At 40.0% G+C, this 15,569-nt stretch carries 12 protein-coding genes; 5 read left to right on the forward strand and 7 right to left on the reverse strand.

The window, feature by feature from the left end; genetic code table 11:
• Window positions 1-72 precede the first annotated feature (72 nt).
• From V6Z54_RS10145 to V6Z54_RS10170, 6 genes are all read right to left on the reverse strand, one after another.
• Window positions 73-1,488, reverse strand: coding sequence for an ATP-binding protein (locus V6Z54_RS10145; protein WP_338527283.1), 1,416 nt, complete (start codon window positions 1,486-1,488; stop codon window positions 73-75).
• On the reverse strand, window positions 1,485-2,171 hold the full coding sequence (locus tag V6Z54_RS10150; protein WP_041088081.1) for a response regulator transcription factor: 687 nt from the start codon (window positions 2,169-2,171) through the stop codon (window positions 1,485-1,487). Before V6Z54_RS10150 ends, V6Z54_RS10145 begins: the two co-directional genes overlap by 4 nt.
• Window positions 2,168-3,151 carry a YncE family protein gene (locus V6Z54_RS10155; protein WP_338527284.1) on the reverse strand — a complete coding sequence of 328 codons (984 nt, stop codon included), beginning with the start codon at window positions 3,149-3,151 and terminating at the stop codon, window positions 2,168-2,170. The genes V6Z54_RS10150 and V6Z54_RS10155 overlap by 4 nt, the downstream gene beginning before the upstream one ends.
• A 267-nt stretch (window positions 3,152-3,418) precedes the next feature.
• Window positions 3,419-4,753, reverse strand: coding sequence for an MFS transporter (locus V6Z54_RS10160; protein WP_041088085.1), 1,335 nt, complete (start codon window positions 4,751-4,753; stop codon window positions 3,419-3,421).
• A 40-nt stretch (window positions 4,754-4,793) separates the two neighbouring features.
• Window positions 4,794-5,366: a TetR/AcrR family transcriptional regulator gene (locus V6Z54_RS10165; protein WP_041088087.1), complete on the reverse strand. Its 573-nt coding sequence runs from the start codon at window positions 5,364-5,366 to the stop codon at window positions 4,794-4,796.
• Between the two features lie 80 nt (window positions 5,367-5,446).
• Entirely contained in the window at window positions 5,447-7,978 is a 2,532-nt protein-coding gene (locus V6Z54_RS10170) for a PEP/pyruvate-binding domain-containing protein (RefSeq protein WP_338527285.1), read from the reverse strand.
• A 281-nt stretch (window positions 7,979-8,259) separates the two neighbouring features.
• On the opposite strand from V6Z54_RS10170, the gene V6Z54_RS10175 reads away from it, so the two are divergent.
• The 3 genes from V6Z54_RS10175 (at window position 8,260) to uvrA (ending at window position 13,667) form a co-directional block, all read left to right on the forward strand.
• A complete protein-coding gene (locus V6Z54_RS10175) occupies window positions 8,260-8,505 on the forward strand; it encodes a CsbA family protein (RefSeq protein WP_025093987.1) in 246 nt (81 codons plus the stop codon).
• Between the two features lie 292 nt (window positions 8,506-8,797).
• Window positions 8,798-10,783, forward strand: coding sequence for an excinuclease ABC subunit UvrB (uvrB, locus tag V6Z54_RS10180; protein ID WP_039181713.1), 1,986 nt, complete (start codon window positions 8,798-8,800; stop codon window positions 10,781-10,783).
• A gap of 7 nt (window positions 10,784-10,790) precedes the next feature.
• The gene (gene uvrA, locus V6Z54_RS10185) at window positions 10,791-13,667 is read left to right on the forward strand and encodes an excinuclease ABC subunit UvrA (protein WP_338527286.1); all 2,877 of its coding nucleotides are present in this window, start codon (window positions 10,791-10,793) and stop codon (window positions 13,665-13,667) included.
• 31 nt (window positions 13,668-13,698) lie between these two features.
• Here the strand turns inward: uvrA and V6Z54_RS10190 are convergent, their stop codons facing one another.
• Window positions 13,699-13,929 carry a hypothetical protein gene (locus V6Z54_RS10190; protein ID WP_073978935.1) on the reverse strand — a complete coding sequence of 77 codons (231 nt, stop codon included), beginning with the start codon at window positions 13,927-13,929 and terminating at the stop codon, window positions 13,699-13,701.
• A 197-nt stretch (window positions 13,930-14,126) separates the two neighbouring features.
• Between V6Z54_RS10190 and V6Z54_RS10195 the strand changes: the two genes are divergently transcribed.
• On the forward strand, window positions 14,127-14,462 hold the full coding sequence (locus tag V6Z54_RS10195) for a hypothetical protein (RefSeq protein WP_024427655.1): 336 nt from the start codon (window positions 14,127-14,129) through the stop codon (window positions 14,460-14,462).
• Between the two features lie 11 nt (window positions 14,463-14,473).
• Window positions 14,474-15,565 (forward strand): DUF4097 domain-containing protein, encoded by a 1,092-nt coding sequence (locus tag V6Z54_RS10200; RefSeq protein WP_269102590.1) that lies wholly within the window; start codon window positions 14,474-14,476, stop codon window positions 15,563-15,565.
• The last annotated feature ends 4 nt before the right edge of the window (window positions 15,566-15,569 follow it).

Raw genomic sequence — 15,569 nt, forward strand, 5'->3', positions numbered from 1 at the left:
GTAGAAAGTTCTATGGATACTGAATTTATCAGATAAAATAGTGATTCCAATGAGAGTAAAATATGTGAGTAGCTATAGAGTAGGTGAGCTCTCATTGAATGGAGCATTGGGAAGTTGAATGATGGCTGTTGTACCAAAGCCAGGCTCAGATTGAATGTTGAATGTCCCATGGTGTTTTTTGATGATTTGATAGACAATGGCTAATCCAAGGCCAGAGCCGCCATCTTTTCTTGTTCGTGCTTTATTTACACGATAAAATCGCTCAGAAACATGTGGAAGATCTTCTTTTGGAATACCATTGCCTTCGTCAGTCACTCTCAATTGAGCAACACTTTGGTGAGCTTGTAATTCAATCGATATTGATTTCCCAGATGGCGTGTAATGAATGGCATTGTCCAGTAAATTACGTATCACTTGTTGGAGACGGTCGCTATCACCATAAACAATACAATCCTCTTCAAGCATTCGTTTGAAAGTAATGCTTTTATTGCCTGCGACGAATGCCATTTGATCAAGAACATCGTGGATCAGCTGTGCAAAGACAATTGGCTCCATCGTTAGTGGATAAGAGTCTCCTTCTAACTGTGCAAGATCTAAAAGATCGTGCACAAGACGGCTTAAACGTGTGGCCTCATCTTGGATGATTTGCATCCCTTTCTTTTGATCAATGATCCCTTCTTCAATTCCTTCTGCATAGCCTTTCATATAACTTAAAGGCGTTCTAAGTTCGTGAGAGACATTCGCAAGAAATTCTCTGCGGTGTTGTTCAACTTTTTCGAGAGTTGAAGACAGTTTATTAAAGGAGCGGCTAAGCTGGTTTAACTCATCTCCTTTTTTTGTTACGGCCATTCGTTTTGAGAAATCACCAGATTCCATTTCCATTGCAATTTCTTTCATTTTATTAATTGTCTGCACAATGTGATTGGAGCTCTTATAACCGATCAAGAATATCAGGAGCAAAATCAATAAGATGGATATACCAAGCGTCAATCTAATTTGGACAAAGGGCTCATATACATCTGATAATGGCATAGAGAGGAAAATAGTTCCCGATAGATCATCATTGCTTGAGAAAACAGGAATGGCGATGCCAAGAATATCTTGGTGAAACTTCGGGTGTTCTCTAATTAACACGACGGTTTCACCTTGAAGGAGCTTTTGGCGTTCCTTGAACGTAATGAGATTGTCATTTGTGTCCGTATCAAAAGGAAGTCCACTTGAAAGTTCCATTGGATCATCTGTAAAAATAACGTTCGCCTGACTTGAGTCATTTGCCCATTTCATTCTGTCGGTAAAATACTTGTCTTTCCCGTGTGTGTGATAGATTTCTGCCAGCTTCTTACCTTGCAAACTTAAGGAATCGATCTGTTTATCAATATATAAATGCTGGTATAAGTAAAAGGTAAGGGCAAGCGCTGAGGCTGCAACGATTCCGATTACTGCAAGGATTAAGAAGAGTACTTTCTTTTTAATCGATAATGGCTTCATTCTTCCTCCTCAAACTTATAGCCGACACCCCAAACGGTTTTAATATATCGTTCTGCTTCCTTTAATTTCAGTCGCAGCGTTTTGATATGTGTATCGACTGTTCTTAAAGAGCCGCTCGTTGAATGTGATTCCCACAATTTTTGATAAAGGTGTTCTCTTGAAAACACTTGTCCTTGGTTGAGCAAAAGAAACATGAGTAAATCAAATTCTCTTCTTGTTAAATTAACGGGCTGTTGATGGAGGTAAACTTGTCTGCCATCTTGATCAATCTCCATGTCACCAATTTGTATTCGGCTGCGCTTTAGCGAAAGACCTCTAATTCGTCTCAGGGTTGTTTCAATTCTTGCTGCAAGCTCACGCAGACTGAAAGGTTTCATGATGTAGTCATCTGCTCCAATTTCAAGGCCTCTAATTCGGTCCTCCTCATAACTCCTCGCTGTTAAAAATAAAATTGGAATTTGAGATGTTTGTCGAATACGCTGACAGACTTCAAATCCATCCATGTCAGGCATCATGATATCTAATACAACAAGGTCAATAGATTCCTTTTCAAGCTGATACAAGGCATCTTTTCCATTATTCGCAGTAGTAATGTGAAAGCCATGTCTCTTTAAAAAAGACCCGATTAACTCAAGCATATCAAGCTCATCATCTACGATTAAAATACGCATTTGTTCCTTCATTTCTTTTCCTCCAACACGATAGCATAAGGTCCTGATGGGACATTCAGTTGATTTTTCATGATAAGTGAGTGTTTATCAATGATGGATACTGAGTTGTCATCCAAGTTACTCACATAAATTGATGTCGTATCAGCGGTGATATAATTTGGATTTTGACCAGTTTCAACAGAAGCAAGCTGCTTATTTGTTTTGGTATCTACTTTGTATAGCGTATGATCTCCATGACATAGTACATATAAAGTAGAAGAATTTTTCTCTGAAAAAAATGCAACAGGCATAACGCCTAGTTTTATTTCTCGCTGTTTTTTTCCTGTTTTAGGGTCATAAGCAAAAATACTCTTATTTAAGGTGCCTTGTTTACCATGGCCGCCGATCCAAATGGACTGTCCATCAAAATGAATTCCAGAAGGCCGTTCAAGTACAGAAAACGTACGTATATTTTCCCCCTTTTTTATATCTATGACGGAGACAGTATGACTTTCGACATTTAAAACAAATAAAATACCTGATGAAGAAAGAGTCATAGAAGAAGGTAATTTTTCGGTTTTCACAGTCGATTTTATTTTTTTACGCTCCGTATCAATAAAATAAACGACATTTTTCTGTGAGTTGGCAGCAATTAATGTATGAGAAGCTTTATCATATGTAAGGGAAGTCAGTCCTTTATCCACGTCCATATAATCTGTTGCTGTCCCGTTTTTTAAATTAATTTCGATAAGGGATTCTTCCTCTTTACTTGTAGCGATGATGACGTCTTTATTGATTTGAATAAGATCAGTGAGTGGGTGTTTCAAATCCACAGAAGAGAGCATTTTATTTTTTTGTATATCAACTATTGAAAAGGAGGCTTTTTTTAATTGCGAGATGACAGCGATGGTTTGAGAGCTGCCTGGCGGCGTAAATTGCTGTTCTTTTCCACAGCCTGTCAGGAATAAAAGTAGAGCTGATAAACAGATTAAAACATATTTCACACGTTCCATTATTCCGCTCCTTTGCGTTCTCTATTTTCAAAATCATACCACAAAAATTGTGAAAAAAAATTGAAGTTATCTATGCTGAAAAGAATGAAAAAAAGCTTTTAGGTGAGTGAGGGAGACCATTTGCACCTGAAGTTCTTTTTTTGTCTGGAATTATGCCATTTTCTCTTCTTTAAAAGATGATTTTCAGGATTTGATAGCTGCACTCGCTATAGTTTACAGTGATACAAATAACTCCCCGCTCTAAATAGACATAGAGCAAGGGAGTCATTAGGCGGAATGTTCAGATGATGGAGAGGTTGATTTGGTTTTTACACGTTGAGATAAAAAGAAACCAAGAATGCCTGCACCCATTAATACAATAAATAAAGATTGAAAACCACTCATGATCCCAATCAATGTAGACGAAATGATACTGCCAAAATATCGAAAGGTAGAGAAAATACCAGATGCTGAACCAGATAAGCTTTGATCAACAGATGTTAAAGAAGCCATCTGCATACTGGTCATCCCAATCCCTGATGAAATTCCACCTGCGACAAGTGTTACGATAAGCAGAGGTAAGGTAGGGTACTGACTGAGTGTGATTAACATGATGCCTGATAAAGTGAGACAGAGAAATGAAAAGCCAATCATTTTTTTCGCGCCTTTTTTCGGATGGAGTCTTGCCCCTAACAAGCCGCTAATAGACATGCAAAGAGAAAATACTGATAGAATAATACCGCTTTGTGTATGAGAAAGTTCAAGTTGTTGTTCCATAAACAGCGGCATAATTAGAAGGATGGCATACATCACAAAATTACTTAACATGATCGACAGGTTTGCATTTGTAAATGAACTGTTTTTAAAAAGCGACAAATCAATGATCGGATTCTTTACTTTCCGTACGTGTTTAAAGAATAAAGGAATCACGATCAACGCTAGAATTCCATAGATCAAGTATTCATTGAGCAATTGGCTTTTTGTGCATAGAATGAGTGTGGCAATCCCGATGGTTAAGTACAATGAACCAATGATGTCGACATTTATTTGTAAGCGTGTATGGTTTATTTTTGGAATGAGTAATACGCCTGTAACAAGTGTAAGGAACAAGAATGGGATATTTACAAAGAATATAGAGTGCCAATCAAAACTCTGAATAAGAATCGAACCAATAAAAGGTCCAAGTGCGGCACCAATACCGGCTCCAAACCCAAAGTATCCCATTGTTTTAGACAGTTTTTCGGGGGATACTGTTGCACGAATCAATGCAATGCTATTCGGTGTTAAAATAGCACCACCAGCTGCTTGAATGGAACGAAAAATGATGAGAAAAGCTAGATTAGGTGCTAAAGCACATCCAATCGAGCCAATTAAAAAGAGCGTGACCCCAATTAAATACATTCGCCGGTGTCCGTATATATCTCCTAACTTACCAGCAATAGGCTGAGTGACTGCCATGACAATAAGATAAATTGTGACAACCCAAGTGATGTTTGAAAGGGATTGATCATAATACGTTGATATGGATGATAGAGCAACTGCGATCATCGTTGAGTTGACTGGAACTAGTATAGCCCCAAGCAACAAAGAATAGATGACCAAACTCTCTTTTTTTAACCTCAATGTGTATACCACCTTTTGTAAAAAAGAAGAATTTCACCCTTTAAGCGGGGGAAATTCCTCTCATGAAAATGTGTGTGCATGTCTCAATAAAATCTTCTTTTTGTGTGAGCACGAGTTGGAAATCTTGCTCTAGCTGCTGAATGAAAAATCCGTAATACGTACTAATGAAGATGTCTGCATAAATGTCTTCTTTTCCTTTTAATACATGATGCTTGGCACCCATCTTTTTGAAATATTGTATCAGCATTTCTCTCAGTTCTTGAGGATATATCTTTTCATGATTCGTTAAATCCTTAAACATATCCGGTTCTCGCATGCTGATATAAATAAATTCTTTTTTGGAAGCTAAATTTTCAAGGAAATAGGTACCGAGAAACTTTAAATCGGTGTATAAATCGCCTTTAAATTCTGCTTCTAGGGTTTTTGTCGGTAATGATTTCATCTTCATAATGGCAGCAATGACGCCACGTTTGTTTTTAAAGTTGCGGAAAATAGTTGCTTCACTCACATTCGCTTTTGTCGCTATTTCTTTGGTTGTTGTTTTTTGATAGCCCTTTTCAGTTAATAAATCCATTGTTGCGCGAATGATTCGTTGATTTGTAGATTTTAACAAGCATACTCACCTCAGATTATGAATGTGTTTGCAACAAAGTAAGTATACCGATAAAATCTATGACCGCCAATATGATAAGTTTATGAACGTGAATGCTGCTTTAATATCTGAACGCGTCCATTGCTGCCATCTACTGTCACAAGGTCACCGGATTGGAGTGTTTCAGTCGCTCTTCTAGTCCCTAAGACAGCTGGCATCATATACTCTCTAGCAATAATAGCTGAATGAGATAAAATGCCTCCAGCATCTGTGATGACTGCTTTTGCATCTCTAAATAAGCTCGTCCATAAGGGTGTAGTCGATTTGCAAACTAAAATATCATCCTTTTGAAATTGTGAGAATTCTTCAGCGCATGTAATGACTTTTACTCTTCCAGAAACAATACCGCTGGATGCGCCAATTCCATGGATCACATTGTTTGTGTTGTTTTCGTTTTCTCTTAACGAACCAAGCATTCTTTCCACTTGCTGCAATTCAGCTTCAGTTGGTGTGCCTGTGTAAGCTGGGAGTTGAATGTCTTCATTTTCTTTCATTTCTATTTTTCTTTGCTGGACAACCGATTCGAATGAGGTAGACGTTGTGAGCGCTTTGTGTACCTCTTCATCATAGAGATTCCATATATCATCTTGATGAGGAATGGCTCCTTTTTGTGTAAGAAGTTCACCAATTTTTAATAGATATACCCGGGCTTTAGCATCTAACATGGCATCAATGTAGAAATGGTGGTCATCTCGGATATTCGCTGCTTGAAGGGCAAATTGATACAGCATCTCAAATTTTGTTTTAAACGACTCATCCTTCACTTGACTCATAAAATGTTTATACGTCTCTTGTCTTTTGATCACTGCTTTTGCAAATTCTTCATCAAAATCACATTGGGACTGAATGTTATTTCTAATGATATCTAATATATACTCAGGGTTCTCTATCCATGTTTCTTCCGTAAAGTCATGACTTTTAACAGATCGCCAGCCGTAAACCTGGAGAAATTCCTCTAATTTGGAAATGAAGTGTTTTCCTTTTTTCGAGTGATTGAGTGCATACAAAAGCTCTGAGTTCTTTTCATGCTGAATAAATGTTTGATGAAGTTCTGGATCTTGAAGGACTTCCTTTGCTATATCCGATAGCATCTTATCTATTTCAAGAGATTTGTTCATTACGCCTATCATCATTTCGTGCAGCAAGACGACTTGTGTTTGATCACCGGTATACGTCACAAGCATGTCTTCGATTATGGATGATAGAATGACTTGTGGCATGATGATATCAAAATGATCATCATATGCTTGTATATAAAAATCCTTTAATTCTTCAAAGCCAATAATGGCTTTTTCAATGGTCATAGGTTCATTTATTTGGCGATCGAGTTTTTCGTAAAATGGAAAGAAATTTTTTTCTAGAATCTCATACATCCGTTCACTTAAATGCGGAAATAACTCAAATATACTTTCATCAAAAACAGGTGCAGCTCCATCTTCCGTTTGTGGTAGATCCGGTGCTGAGTATAGGTGGCCTCTGTAAAGCTTTATATCTTTGATGTTCATATCAGGTACTCGATACTTTTCTCCGTTTTTCTTCATCCCGCTTTTTAAGGCTGGTATGATCAGGCTTGAGAAAAGAGGGCTCGTTGGACCAGGCATATGATCATCCATTGAAATCCAGAAATCATGCAGCTCTTCTGGCTGCATTTGAAAAGAAGCACCCGCTGTTTCATTTACTGCTTTTGGGAGAGCTGTGGTAATCGGTCTTGCTTGAAGTAAATAAAACGCCCCATCTGCAATTCCAAATTCGATATCGACTCCATGTCCGTAAAGCGCTTCTACTTGTTTCGTGATTTGTGTGATTTCCTTCAATTGATCATCATTTAGGCAAAACTGGCCAGCCATTTTCTCCGCTACTGGCTGTTCGATGACACCCTCTTGAAAAGGAACAATTTGCAGCTCTTTCGCTCCAAGTGTTTTTTCAATCAAAAAATTCTCTTTATCTACAATATATGTGTCTGGTGTCACAAGACCGGAGACAATTGCTTCTCCCAATCCGTAGCTTGCGGTCAGCATCATTTCATTTGTTTTCCCCGATACTGGATTCTCACTAAAGATGACACCGGAGACGTCAGAATGGACCAATCCTTGAACGACAACAGCCATAAGCGGCATGTCTTCTTCGTTTTCAGCCATCTCTTCTTTATATTGTGCGACTCTCGTTGCAAAATAAGAAGACCAGCATTCTTTGACCGCCTGTAAAAATTCTTCATTTGTTTTGATATTTAAATAGGTCTCATACTGTCCTGCAAATGAGGCGCCTTCGAGATCTTCAGCAACAGCAGAGGAGCGGACTGCAACTGAGGGATAAGTCTTCAGCAATGATTGAAAAGACGAAAGCAGCTCTGTTTCCATTTGTGAAGGAAACGGTGCTTCTTTGATTTGTTGTTCAAGTTTTTGTTCTGATAGCTGCAGATTGTGATATGAAAGAAAGCTTGCAAAACTTTTGGTTTTGATAATAAATCCATCTGGGACTGGCAGGCCGTGATTGTTTAATTTGATTAAATTTAGGCCTTTTGCCCCTGCGAGTGATGCGGATTCTTCAGCCGCATGAAATAAAACTGAATACATGGGAATGCCCCCTTATCCAAATAGCCAATGTTTGTATGTCTCTCTATATTTTTAAAATGATAGTGCGCACTATCATTTTAATCATAGAATTTATTGGATGTTATTGTCAAAGACGTAAAGACCTATCTTTATAAAGGGGACGATCTCACTAATTTCCTTCTATTTCTATAACAAAAGTCTCCGAACATGAAGAAAAAAGGAGAAATTGAAAACTGTGAATTGTTCATTATGCCAATCTTTACTATAATCAAGGAAGTAGACCATGAAGAGGGAGGGTTTTTGTGATTACAAAAGCCATATTTGCACTAGTTTTTCCTTTCCTGCTCGTTATTTTATTTTCAAAGGTTACTTATAATCATTACGTGGGCATTGCGTTAACAGCAGCGCTTTTATTTGCTTCGTACATGAAAGGCTATACAGAAACCTACTTTATTGTGGGATTAGATATTATTTCTTTAGTAGCTGGGGCTTTGTTTATGGCTAAAAAAGAAATCGAAAAGAGAGAAAAAGCTGAAAAGCATCAATGATGACATCGTCATCAAGAGCATGATGGCCGAAAGCTGACATGTTTTAAACAAGAGCTGTGCTTACGATTTCTAGTAAGCACAGCTTTCTTTTTCTGTTCATCGAATATCTCACCCCAGAATGTTCCATACTGAAAGGAAGGCTTTCTTAAGAGGGTTATTTGCCATGGGAGAGAGGGTATGACTGTATTGGAAATAAAAATCAAGTAAGAGCCGAACTTTAGTTCGTATTTTTGTGTTCTTTTATGATAATATATTCATTAAATAGATTTCGTAACGAAACGGAGGCTTTGATGTGAGTGACCGCTTTGAATTAGTTTCTAACTATCAGCCCCAAGGAGATCAGCCAAAGGCGATTGAAAAGCTTGTTGAGGGGATCCATCAGGGGAAACAGCATCAAACGCTGTTAGGTGCAACAGGTACGGGAAAGACCTTTACTGTCTCCAACCTGATCAAAGAAGTGAACAAACCGACACTTGTCATTGCGCATAATAAGACACTTGCCGGTCAGTTATACAGCGAATTCAAGGAATTTTTCCCGAATAATGCTGTTGAATATTTTGTGAGTTACTATGATTATTATCAGCCAGAGGCATATGTACCTCAGACCGATACATTTATTGAGAAGGATGCCAGCATCAATGATGAGATTGATAAGCTAAGACACTCGGCTACGTCCTCGTTATTTGAGAGAAGAGATGTCATCATTATTGCCAGTGTGTCCTGTATTTATGGCTTAGGTTCGCCAGAGGAATACAGAGAGCTTGTGCTGTCTTTGCGCACTGAAATGGAGATTGAACGCAATCAGCTCCTTCGTAAGCTGGTCGATATTCAGTATTCTCGTAATGATATAGATTTTCAGCGTGGAACCTTCCGAGTCAGAGGAGACGTCGTTGAGATTTTTCCTGCTTCACGAGATGAGCATTGTATCAGAGTGGAGTTTTTCGGTGATGAAATTGAACGTATTCGTGAAGTGGATGCGCTGACTGGAGAAATACTTGGTGATCGTGATCATGTGGCTATTTTCCCAGCATCTCACTTCGTCACAAGAGAAGAAAAAATGGAAAAGGCAATTATTAATATTGAACAAGAGCTTGAAGAACAGCTCGAAAAGCTTCGTGAAAATGGAAAATTGCTTGAAGCGCAGCGCCTTGAGCAGCGGACAAGATATGACCTTGAGATGATGAGAGAGATGGGCTTTTGTTCAGGAATCGAGAACTATTCAAGACATCTGACCTTGCGTCCTCCTGGTTCAACACCGTACACACTGCTTGATTATTTCCCAGATGATTTTATGATTGTTGTCGATGAGTCGCATGTGACGATTCCGCAAATCCGCGCCATGTACAACGGGGACCAAGCGAGAAAGCAAGTGTTGGTTGATCACGGATTCCGCCTGCCATCAGCACTTGATAATAGACCGCTCACCTTTGATGAGTTTGAAAAGCATATCAATCATATTGTGCATGTATCAGCAACGCCTGGTCCATACGAGCTTGAGAAAACGCCAGAGGTTGTGGAACAAATTATCCGCCCAACAGGATTACTTGATCCAATTATTGAAGTCCGTCCGATTGAAGGACAAATTGATGATTTAATTGGAGAAATTCATGCGCGAATTGAGAAAAATGAGCGTGTGCTCGTGACCACATTGACGAAGAAAATGTCTGAGGATCTTACTGATTACTTAAAAGAAATCGGAATCAAGGTGAATTACCTGCATTCAGAAATTAAGACCCTTGAGCGGATTGAGATTATCCGTGATTTGCGTCTCGGTAAATATGATGTGCTTGTTGGAATCAACCTTCTTCGTGAAGGACTGGATATTCCAGAGGTGTCGCTCGTGGCCATTTTAGATGCGGATAAAGAAGGCTTTTTGCGCTCTGAAAGATCCCTCATCCAGACGATTGGCCGTGCAGCGAGAAATGCAGAAGGCCGGGTCATTATGTACGCAGACAATATGACGAAATCGATGGACATTGCGATTCAAGAAACGAAGCGAAGACGAGAACAGCAAGAAGCATATAACGAGAAATTTGGGATTACCCCGCAAACGATCCATAAGAAAATTCGAGATGTTATTAAGGCAACAAAGATACATGAGGATTCGGAAGAATACGAAACAAAAGCAGCACCAAAGCTTTCGAAAATGAGCAAAAAAGAAAGAGAAAAAGTGATCGAAAAAGTCGAGATGGAAATGAAAGATGCAGCAAAAGCGCTTGATTTTGAAAAAGCAGCAGAATTAAGAGATCTATTGCTAGAGCTAAAAGCGGAAGGATGATTGCCTGATGGCTATGGAACGAATAGAGGTGAAAGGTGCTAGAGCCCACAACCTTAAAAATATTGATGTGAATATCCCGCGTGACCAGCTAGTGGTCATTACGGGGTTATCTGGTTCAGGAAAATCGTCGCTTGCCTTTGATACCATTTATGCAGAAGGTCAGCGCAGGTACGTTGAATCTCTTTCAGCGTACGCACGCCAATTTCTTGGGCAAATGGATAAACCGGATGTAGATGCCATTGAAGGTCTTTCTCCGGCGATTAGTATTGATCAGAAAACGACGAGCCGAAACCCTAGATCAACAGTTGGTACTGTCACTGAAATTTATGATTATTTGCGTCTCTTGTATGCTCGAGTCGGAAAACCGATTTGTCCTATACATGGGATTGAAATTACGTCACAAACGATTGAGCAGATGACAGATCGTATTTTAGAGTATCCTGAAAGAACGAAATTACAAGTGCTTGCCCCAGTTGTATCCGGCCGTAAAGGAACACATGTGAAAGTACTTGATCAAATTCGGAAGCAGGGCTATGTGCGAGTGAGAGTCGATGGAGAGATGGAAGACCTTTCAGAAGATATCGAGCTTGAAAAGAACAAGAAGCATTCCATTGAAGTGGTGATTGATCGTATCGTGGTGAAGGAAGGCGTGGCTGCTCGTCTGTCTGACTCACTTGAAACCGCGCTGCGGCTGGGCGAAGGCCGAGTGATGATTGATGTGATTGGACAAGAAGAGCTGTTATTCAGCGAACATCATGCTTGTCCGCATTGCGGGTTCTCTATTGGTGAGCTTGAGCCGAGAATGTTCTCATTTAATAGTCCTTTTGGTGCCTGCCCGAGCTGTGATGGGCTCGGTTCCAAACTAGAAGTCGACCCTGAGCTTGTCATTCCTAATAAGGATCTGACTTTACGTCAACATGCCATTGCACCATGGGAGCCGCAAAGCTCGCAATACTATCCTCAGCTTCTTGAGGCCGTATGTACACATTATGGCATCGACATGGACATCCCTGTGAAAGATATCCCATCGCATTTATTCGATAAAATTTTATATGGAAGCGGATCTGAACGGATTTATTTTAAATATGAAAATGATTTTGGTCAGGTACGTGAAAATGAAATTGAGTTTGAAGGCGTTCTTCGGAATATTGAACGGCGTTATAAGGAAACCAGCTCTGATTATATTCGTGAGCAAATGGAAAAATATATGGCGAATCAGCCATGTCCGACATGTAAAGGAAATCGTCTGAAAAAAGAAACGCTGGCGGTTCTCATCAATGGCAAGCATATCGGAGAAATCACCGATTTGTCTGTCTCTGATGCCCTTGATTTCTATGAAAAAATCGAGTTGTCTGAGAAAGATTTGCAGATTGCCCAGCTCATTTTGCGTGAAATCAAAGAGCGCTTGTCTTTCTTAAATAATGTGGGATTAGATTATCTGAATTTGAGCCGGTCGGCCGGGACACTATCAGGCGGAGAGGCGCAGCGGATTCGCCTGGCGACTCAAATCGGGTCAAGGTTGACAGGTGTTCTTTATATATTAGATGAACCATCCATTGGTCTGCATCAGCGCGATAATGACCGGTTGATCGGGACGTTGAAAAACATGCGTGACATCGGGAACACACTAATTGTCGTCGAGCATGATGAAGATACCATGCTAGCCGCTGATTATTTAATAGATATTGGACCTGGAGCAGGAGTTCATGGGGGAGAAGTGATTTCAGCTGGAACGCCAGAAGAAGTCATGAAGGACCCGAAATCATTAACAGGACAATATTTATCTGGTGAGAAATTTATCCCGCTGCCAATTGAGAGAAGAAAGCCTGACGGCCGCTATATTGAGATAAAAGGTGCAAAAGAAAACAACCTAAAAAACGTGAATGCGAAGTTTCCTCTGGGCGTCTTTACAGCTGTGACCGGAGTATCCGGCTCAGGGAAAAGTACGCTTGTGAATGAAATTCTATTAAAATCACTTTCGCAAAAATTGCACAGAGCGAAGGCGAAGCCAGGGCAGCACAAAGAAATCAAAGGAATGGATCATTTAGATAAGGTCATTGATATTGATCAATCTCCAATTGGCCGTACACCTAGATCGAACCCTGCTACGTATACAGGTGTCTTTGATGATGTGCGGGATGTGTTTGCACAAACTAACGAAGCAAAGGTACGAGGCTATAAAAAAGGCAGATTCAGTTTTAACGTCAAAGGCGGGCGCTGTGAGGCGTGCCGCGGAGATGGCATCATTAAAATTGAAATGCACTTTTTGCCAGATGTGTATGTGCCTTGTGAAGTGTGTCACGGGAAACGGTATAACCGCGAAACTCTTGAGGTCACATATAAAGGGAAAAATATTGCTGATGTGCTTGAAATGACTGTGGAGGACGCACTCCAATTTTTCGAGAATATCCCGAAAATTAAGCGGAAGCTTCAAACGATTTATGATGTGGGGCTTGGATACATTACACTTGGACAGCCTGCAACGACATTGTCGGGAGGAGAGGCGCAGCGCGTGAAATTGGCATCTGAGCTTCACCGCCGTTCAAACGGAAGGTCTCTTTATATTTTGGACGAGCCGACAACAGGTCTGCATGTGGATGATATTGCCCGTTTATTAAAAGTGCTTCAGCGTTTGGTTGAGAACGGGGATACGGTACTGGTCATTGAGCACAACCTTGATATTATCAAGGCTGCTGATTACCTCGTTGATCTCGGACCAGAAGGCGGTGCAGGCGGCGGAACAATCATTGCCTCTGGCACTCCTGAGCACATTGCAAAAGAAGAAGCATCTTACACAGGTCAATACTTGAAGCCTATTTTAGAGCGTGACCGTAAGCGCATGAAACAGCTGGTTAAAGAAACGGAAAGTGTGACTTCTTCATAAAGAAAACCCCTCGATAAGAGGGGTTTTTCTTTTATTGCACATCTTCCTTCGGCATTAAATTACTGAGGTGCGTTAAATCCTTTAAAATATGGGTGCTGCTGCTGTCGAGCAGTACCTTTAAATAACGGATATCACCATACTTTGGATGAGACGGATGAATGGTCTCAAGCTCCTTGATCATATCGCTGTTCATGCTTTTCTGTTTCTGTATAAGGTCTAAAAGCGCTTGAGCCGTGTGGTTTGAATTATGATGATCTGTCAAAATAATTACCCCCTATAATGATAATCACCATCTTTTCAACATATTTTAAAGGGTAATCTGTGAAGAATCTACTCTTAGGTGCAAAAAGAAATAATTTGTGTCTAAGGTCATATGTAAATCGGATGATTTTGAAACTTTTTATACGCAATAAACGTATGAGTTAGAAAGGGATTTTCGTTATGAAGGAGCGAATATATATGAATAGAGATCAGTCGATTATTGCTTCTATTTGTTATTTTAGTGTATTATTTATGCCGTTTATCGTACCGATCGTGGCGTTTTTTGTAGTAGACCAAAAGGAAACGAAACGGCACGCATTGCGGGCATTATGGTCACATCTTTTGCCGGTCGCAGCATGCATTCTGTTGATTTTTGGGTCTATCCCATTTTTATTGACGACACAGGCAGGCGACTCGCTTATTCCAGTCATGACGGTGTTCATCTTGTCTTTTTTAGTAGTCATTGGCTTTTTGATCTCTGTCATTTGGAATATCATTCAAGGTATTAAAGTACTTCAATCCATCAAATCTTAGGAGGGCTTTGTATGAATGAAAAAGAACGAATTTTAAAATTAGTAGAAGACGGAGTATTATCAGCAAAAGAAGCAATTACGCTGCTAGAAAAATTAGAAGAAGGTCAGTCCGTCTCATTAGAAAAGTCTACGGCTGATCACACCTTTCATGAAGAAAAGGCTGGAGCAGAGAGTAAAGGAAACGGCACTGAAAATCTTGGGGCAAAGCTGTTTGGCTGGTTAGATTCTGCGGTGAAAAAGGTAAAAGACGTGGATCTTGATTTGAACTTTGGACAGTCCGTTGATGTTGAGCACATTTTTCAGTTCAAAGACGCATCGCTCTCTCATTTAGATATTCAATTAGCGAACGGCAGCCTCAATGTGATGCCTTGGGACGATCGAGATATTCGAGCAGAGTGTCATGCGAAAATCTACCGTGCAGAGGATGGGGAGCAGGCAAGACAGCAATTTCTCAATCAATTGGACTGCGGGCTTGAAGGAGATAAATTTTTTATTCGAACCGAAAAGAAGACGATGAAAGTCAATGTTACATTGTACGTACCGCGTATCCAATACGATAAGGTCAAGGTCAAGCTGTTTAATGGGCCGATTCGCGGGGAAAAGCTAAAGACAAAAGAACTTGCCGCGAAAACGACAAACGGTGTTGTTTCTTTTGCTTCGTTACAAGCAGAAAAAGTCGGAATTGAAACAGCAAACGGACAAATCAAACTGGCAGATCACGAGTGTGGTATGATTGAAGTAGAAACCATCAATGGGCTCATAGACCTGCGCGGGAAAAGTGAATCAATTGATGCCCAAAGCTTTAATGGAAATATTGCTGTTCAGCTGTCAGATGAAAAGTGCCGTTCCATCTATGCGAAAACGACAACAGGCAGTGTGGACGTTCAGATCCCGCGTGCATGTGCAGTGACCGCTGAGCTGAAAAGCAATCTCGGGTCTATCTCTCACGATTTACTTGATGCAGAGATGATTAAAGAAAAAAATGAAACATTACAAAAAGAGAAAATGATCAAAGCCAATCAACAAGCGGCGCACAGTATATCCATTTTTGCAGAAACAAAAACAGGCTCAATACAAGTAAAGCACCAATCAGACAAGGAGTGATTCT

The organism is Bacillus sp. MAG717A, from assembly GCF_036884855.1.
Lineage (GTDB): Bacteria > Bacillota > Bacilli > Bacillales > Bacillaceae > Bacillus > Bacillus safensis.

Bases quoted from the DNA above. Each gene is read 5' to 3' on its own strand.
- V6Z54_RS10145 (WP_338527283.1), bottom strand. From the start codon at position 1,488: ATGAAGCCATTATCGATTAAAAAGAAAGTACTCTTCTTAATCCTTGCA.
- V6Z54_RS10150 (WP_041088081.1), bottom strand. From the start codon at position 2,171: ATGAAGGAACAAATGCGTATTTTAATCGTAGATGATGAGCTTGATATG.
- V6Z54_RS10155 (WP_338527284.1), bottom strand. From the start codon at position 3,151: ATGGAACGTGTGAAATATGTTTTAATCTGTTTATCAGCTCTACTTTTA.
- V6Z54_RS10170 (WP_338527285.1), bottom strand. From the start codon at position 7,978: ATGTATTCAGTTTTATTTCATGCGGCTGAAGAATCCGCATCACTCGCA.
- uvrA (WP_338527286.1), top strand. From the start codon at position 10,791: ATGGCTATGGAACGAATAGAGGTGAAAGGTGCTAGAGCCCACAACCTT.
- V6Z54_RS10195 (WP_024427655.1), top strand. From the start codon at position 14,127: ATGAATAGAGATCAGTCGATTATTGCTTCTATTTGTTATTTTAGTGTA.
- V6Z54_RS10200 (WP_269102590.1), top strand. From the start codon at position 14,474: ATGAATGAAAAAGAACGAATTTTAAAATTAGTAGAAGACGGAGTATTA.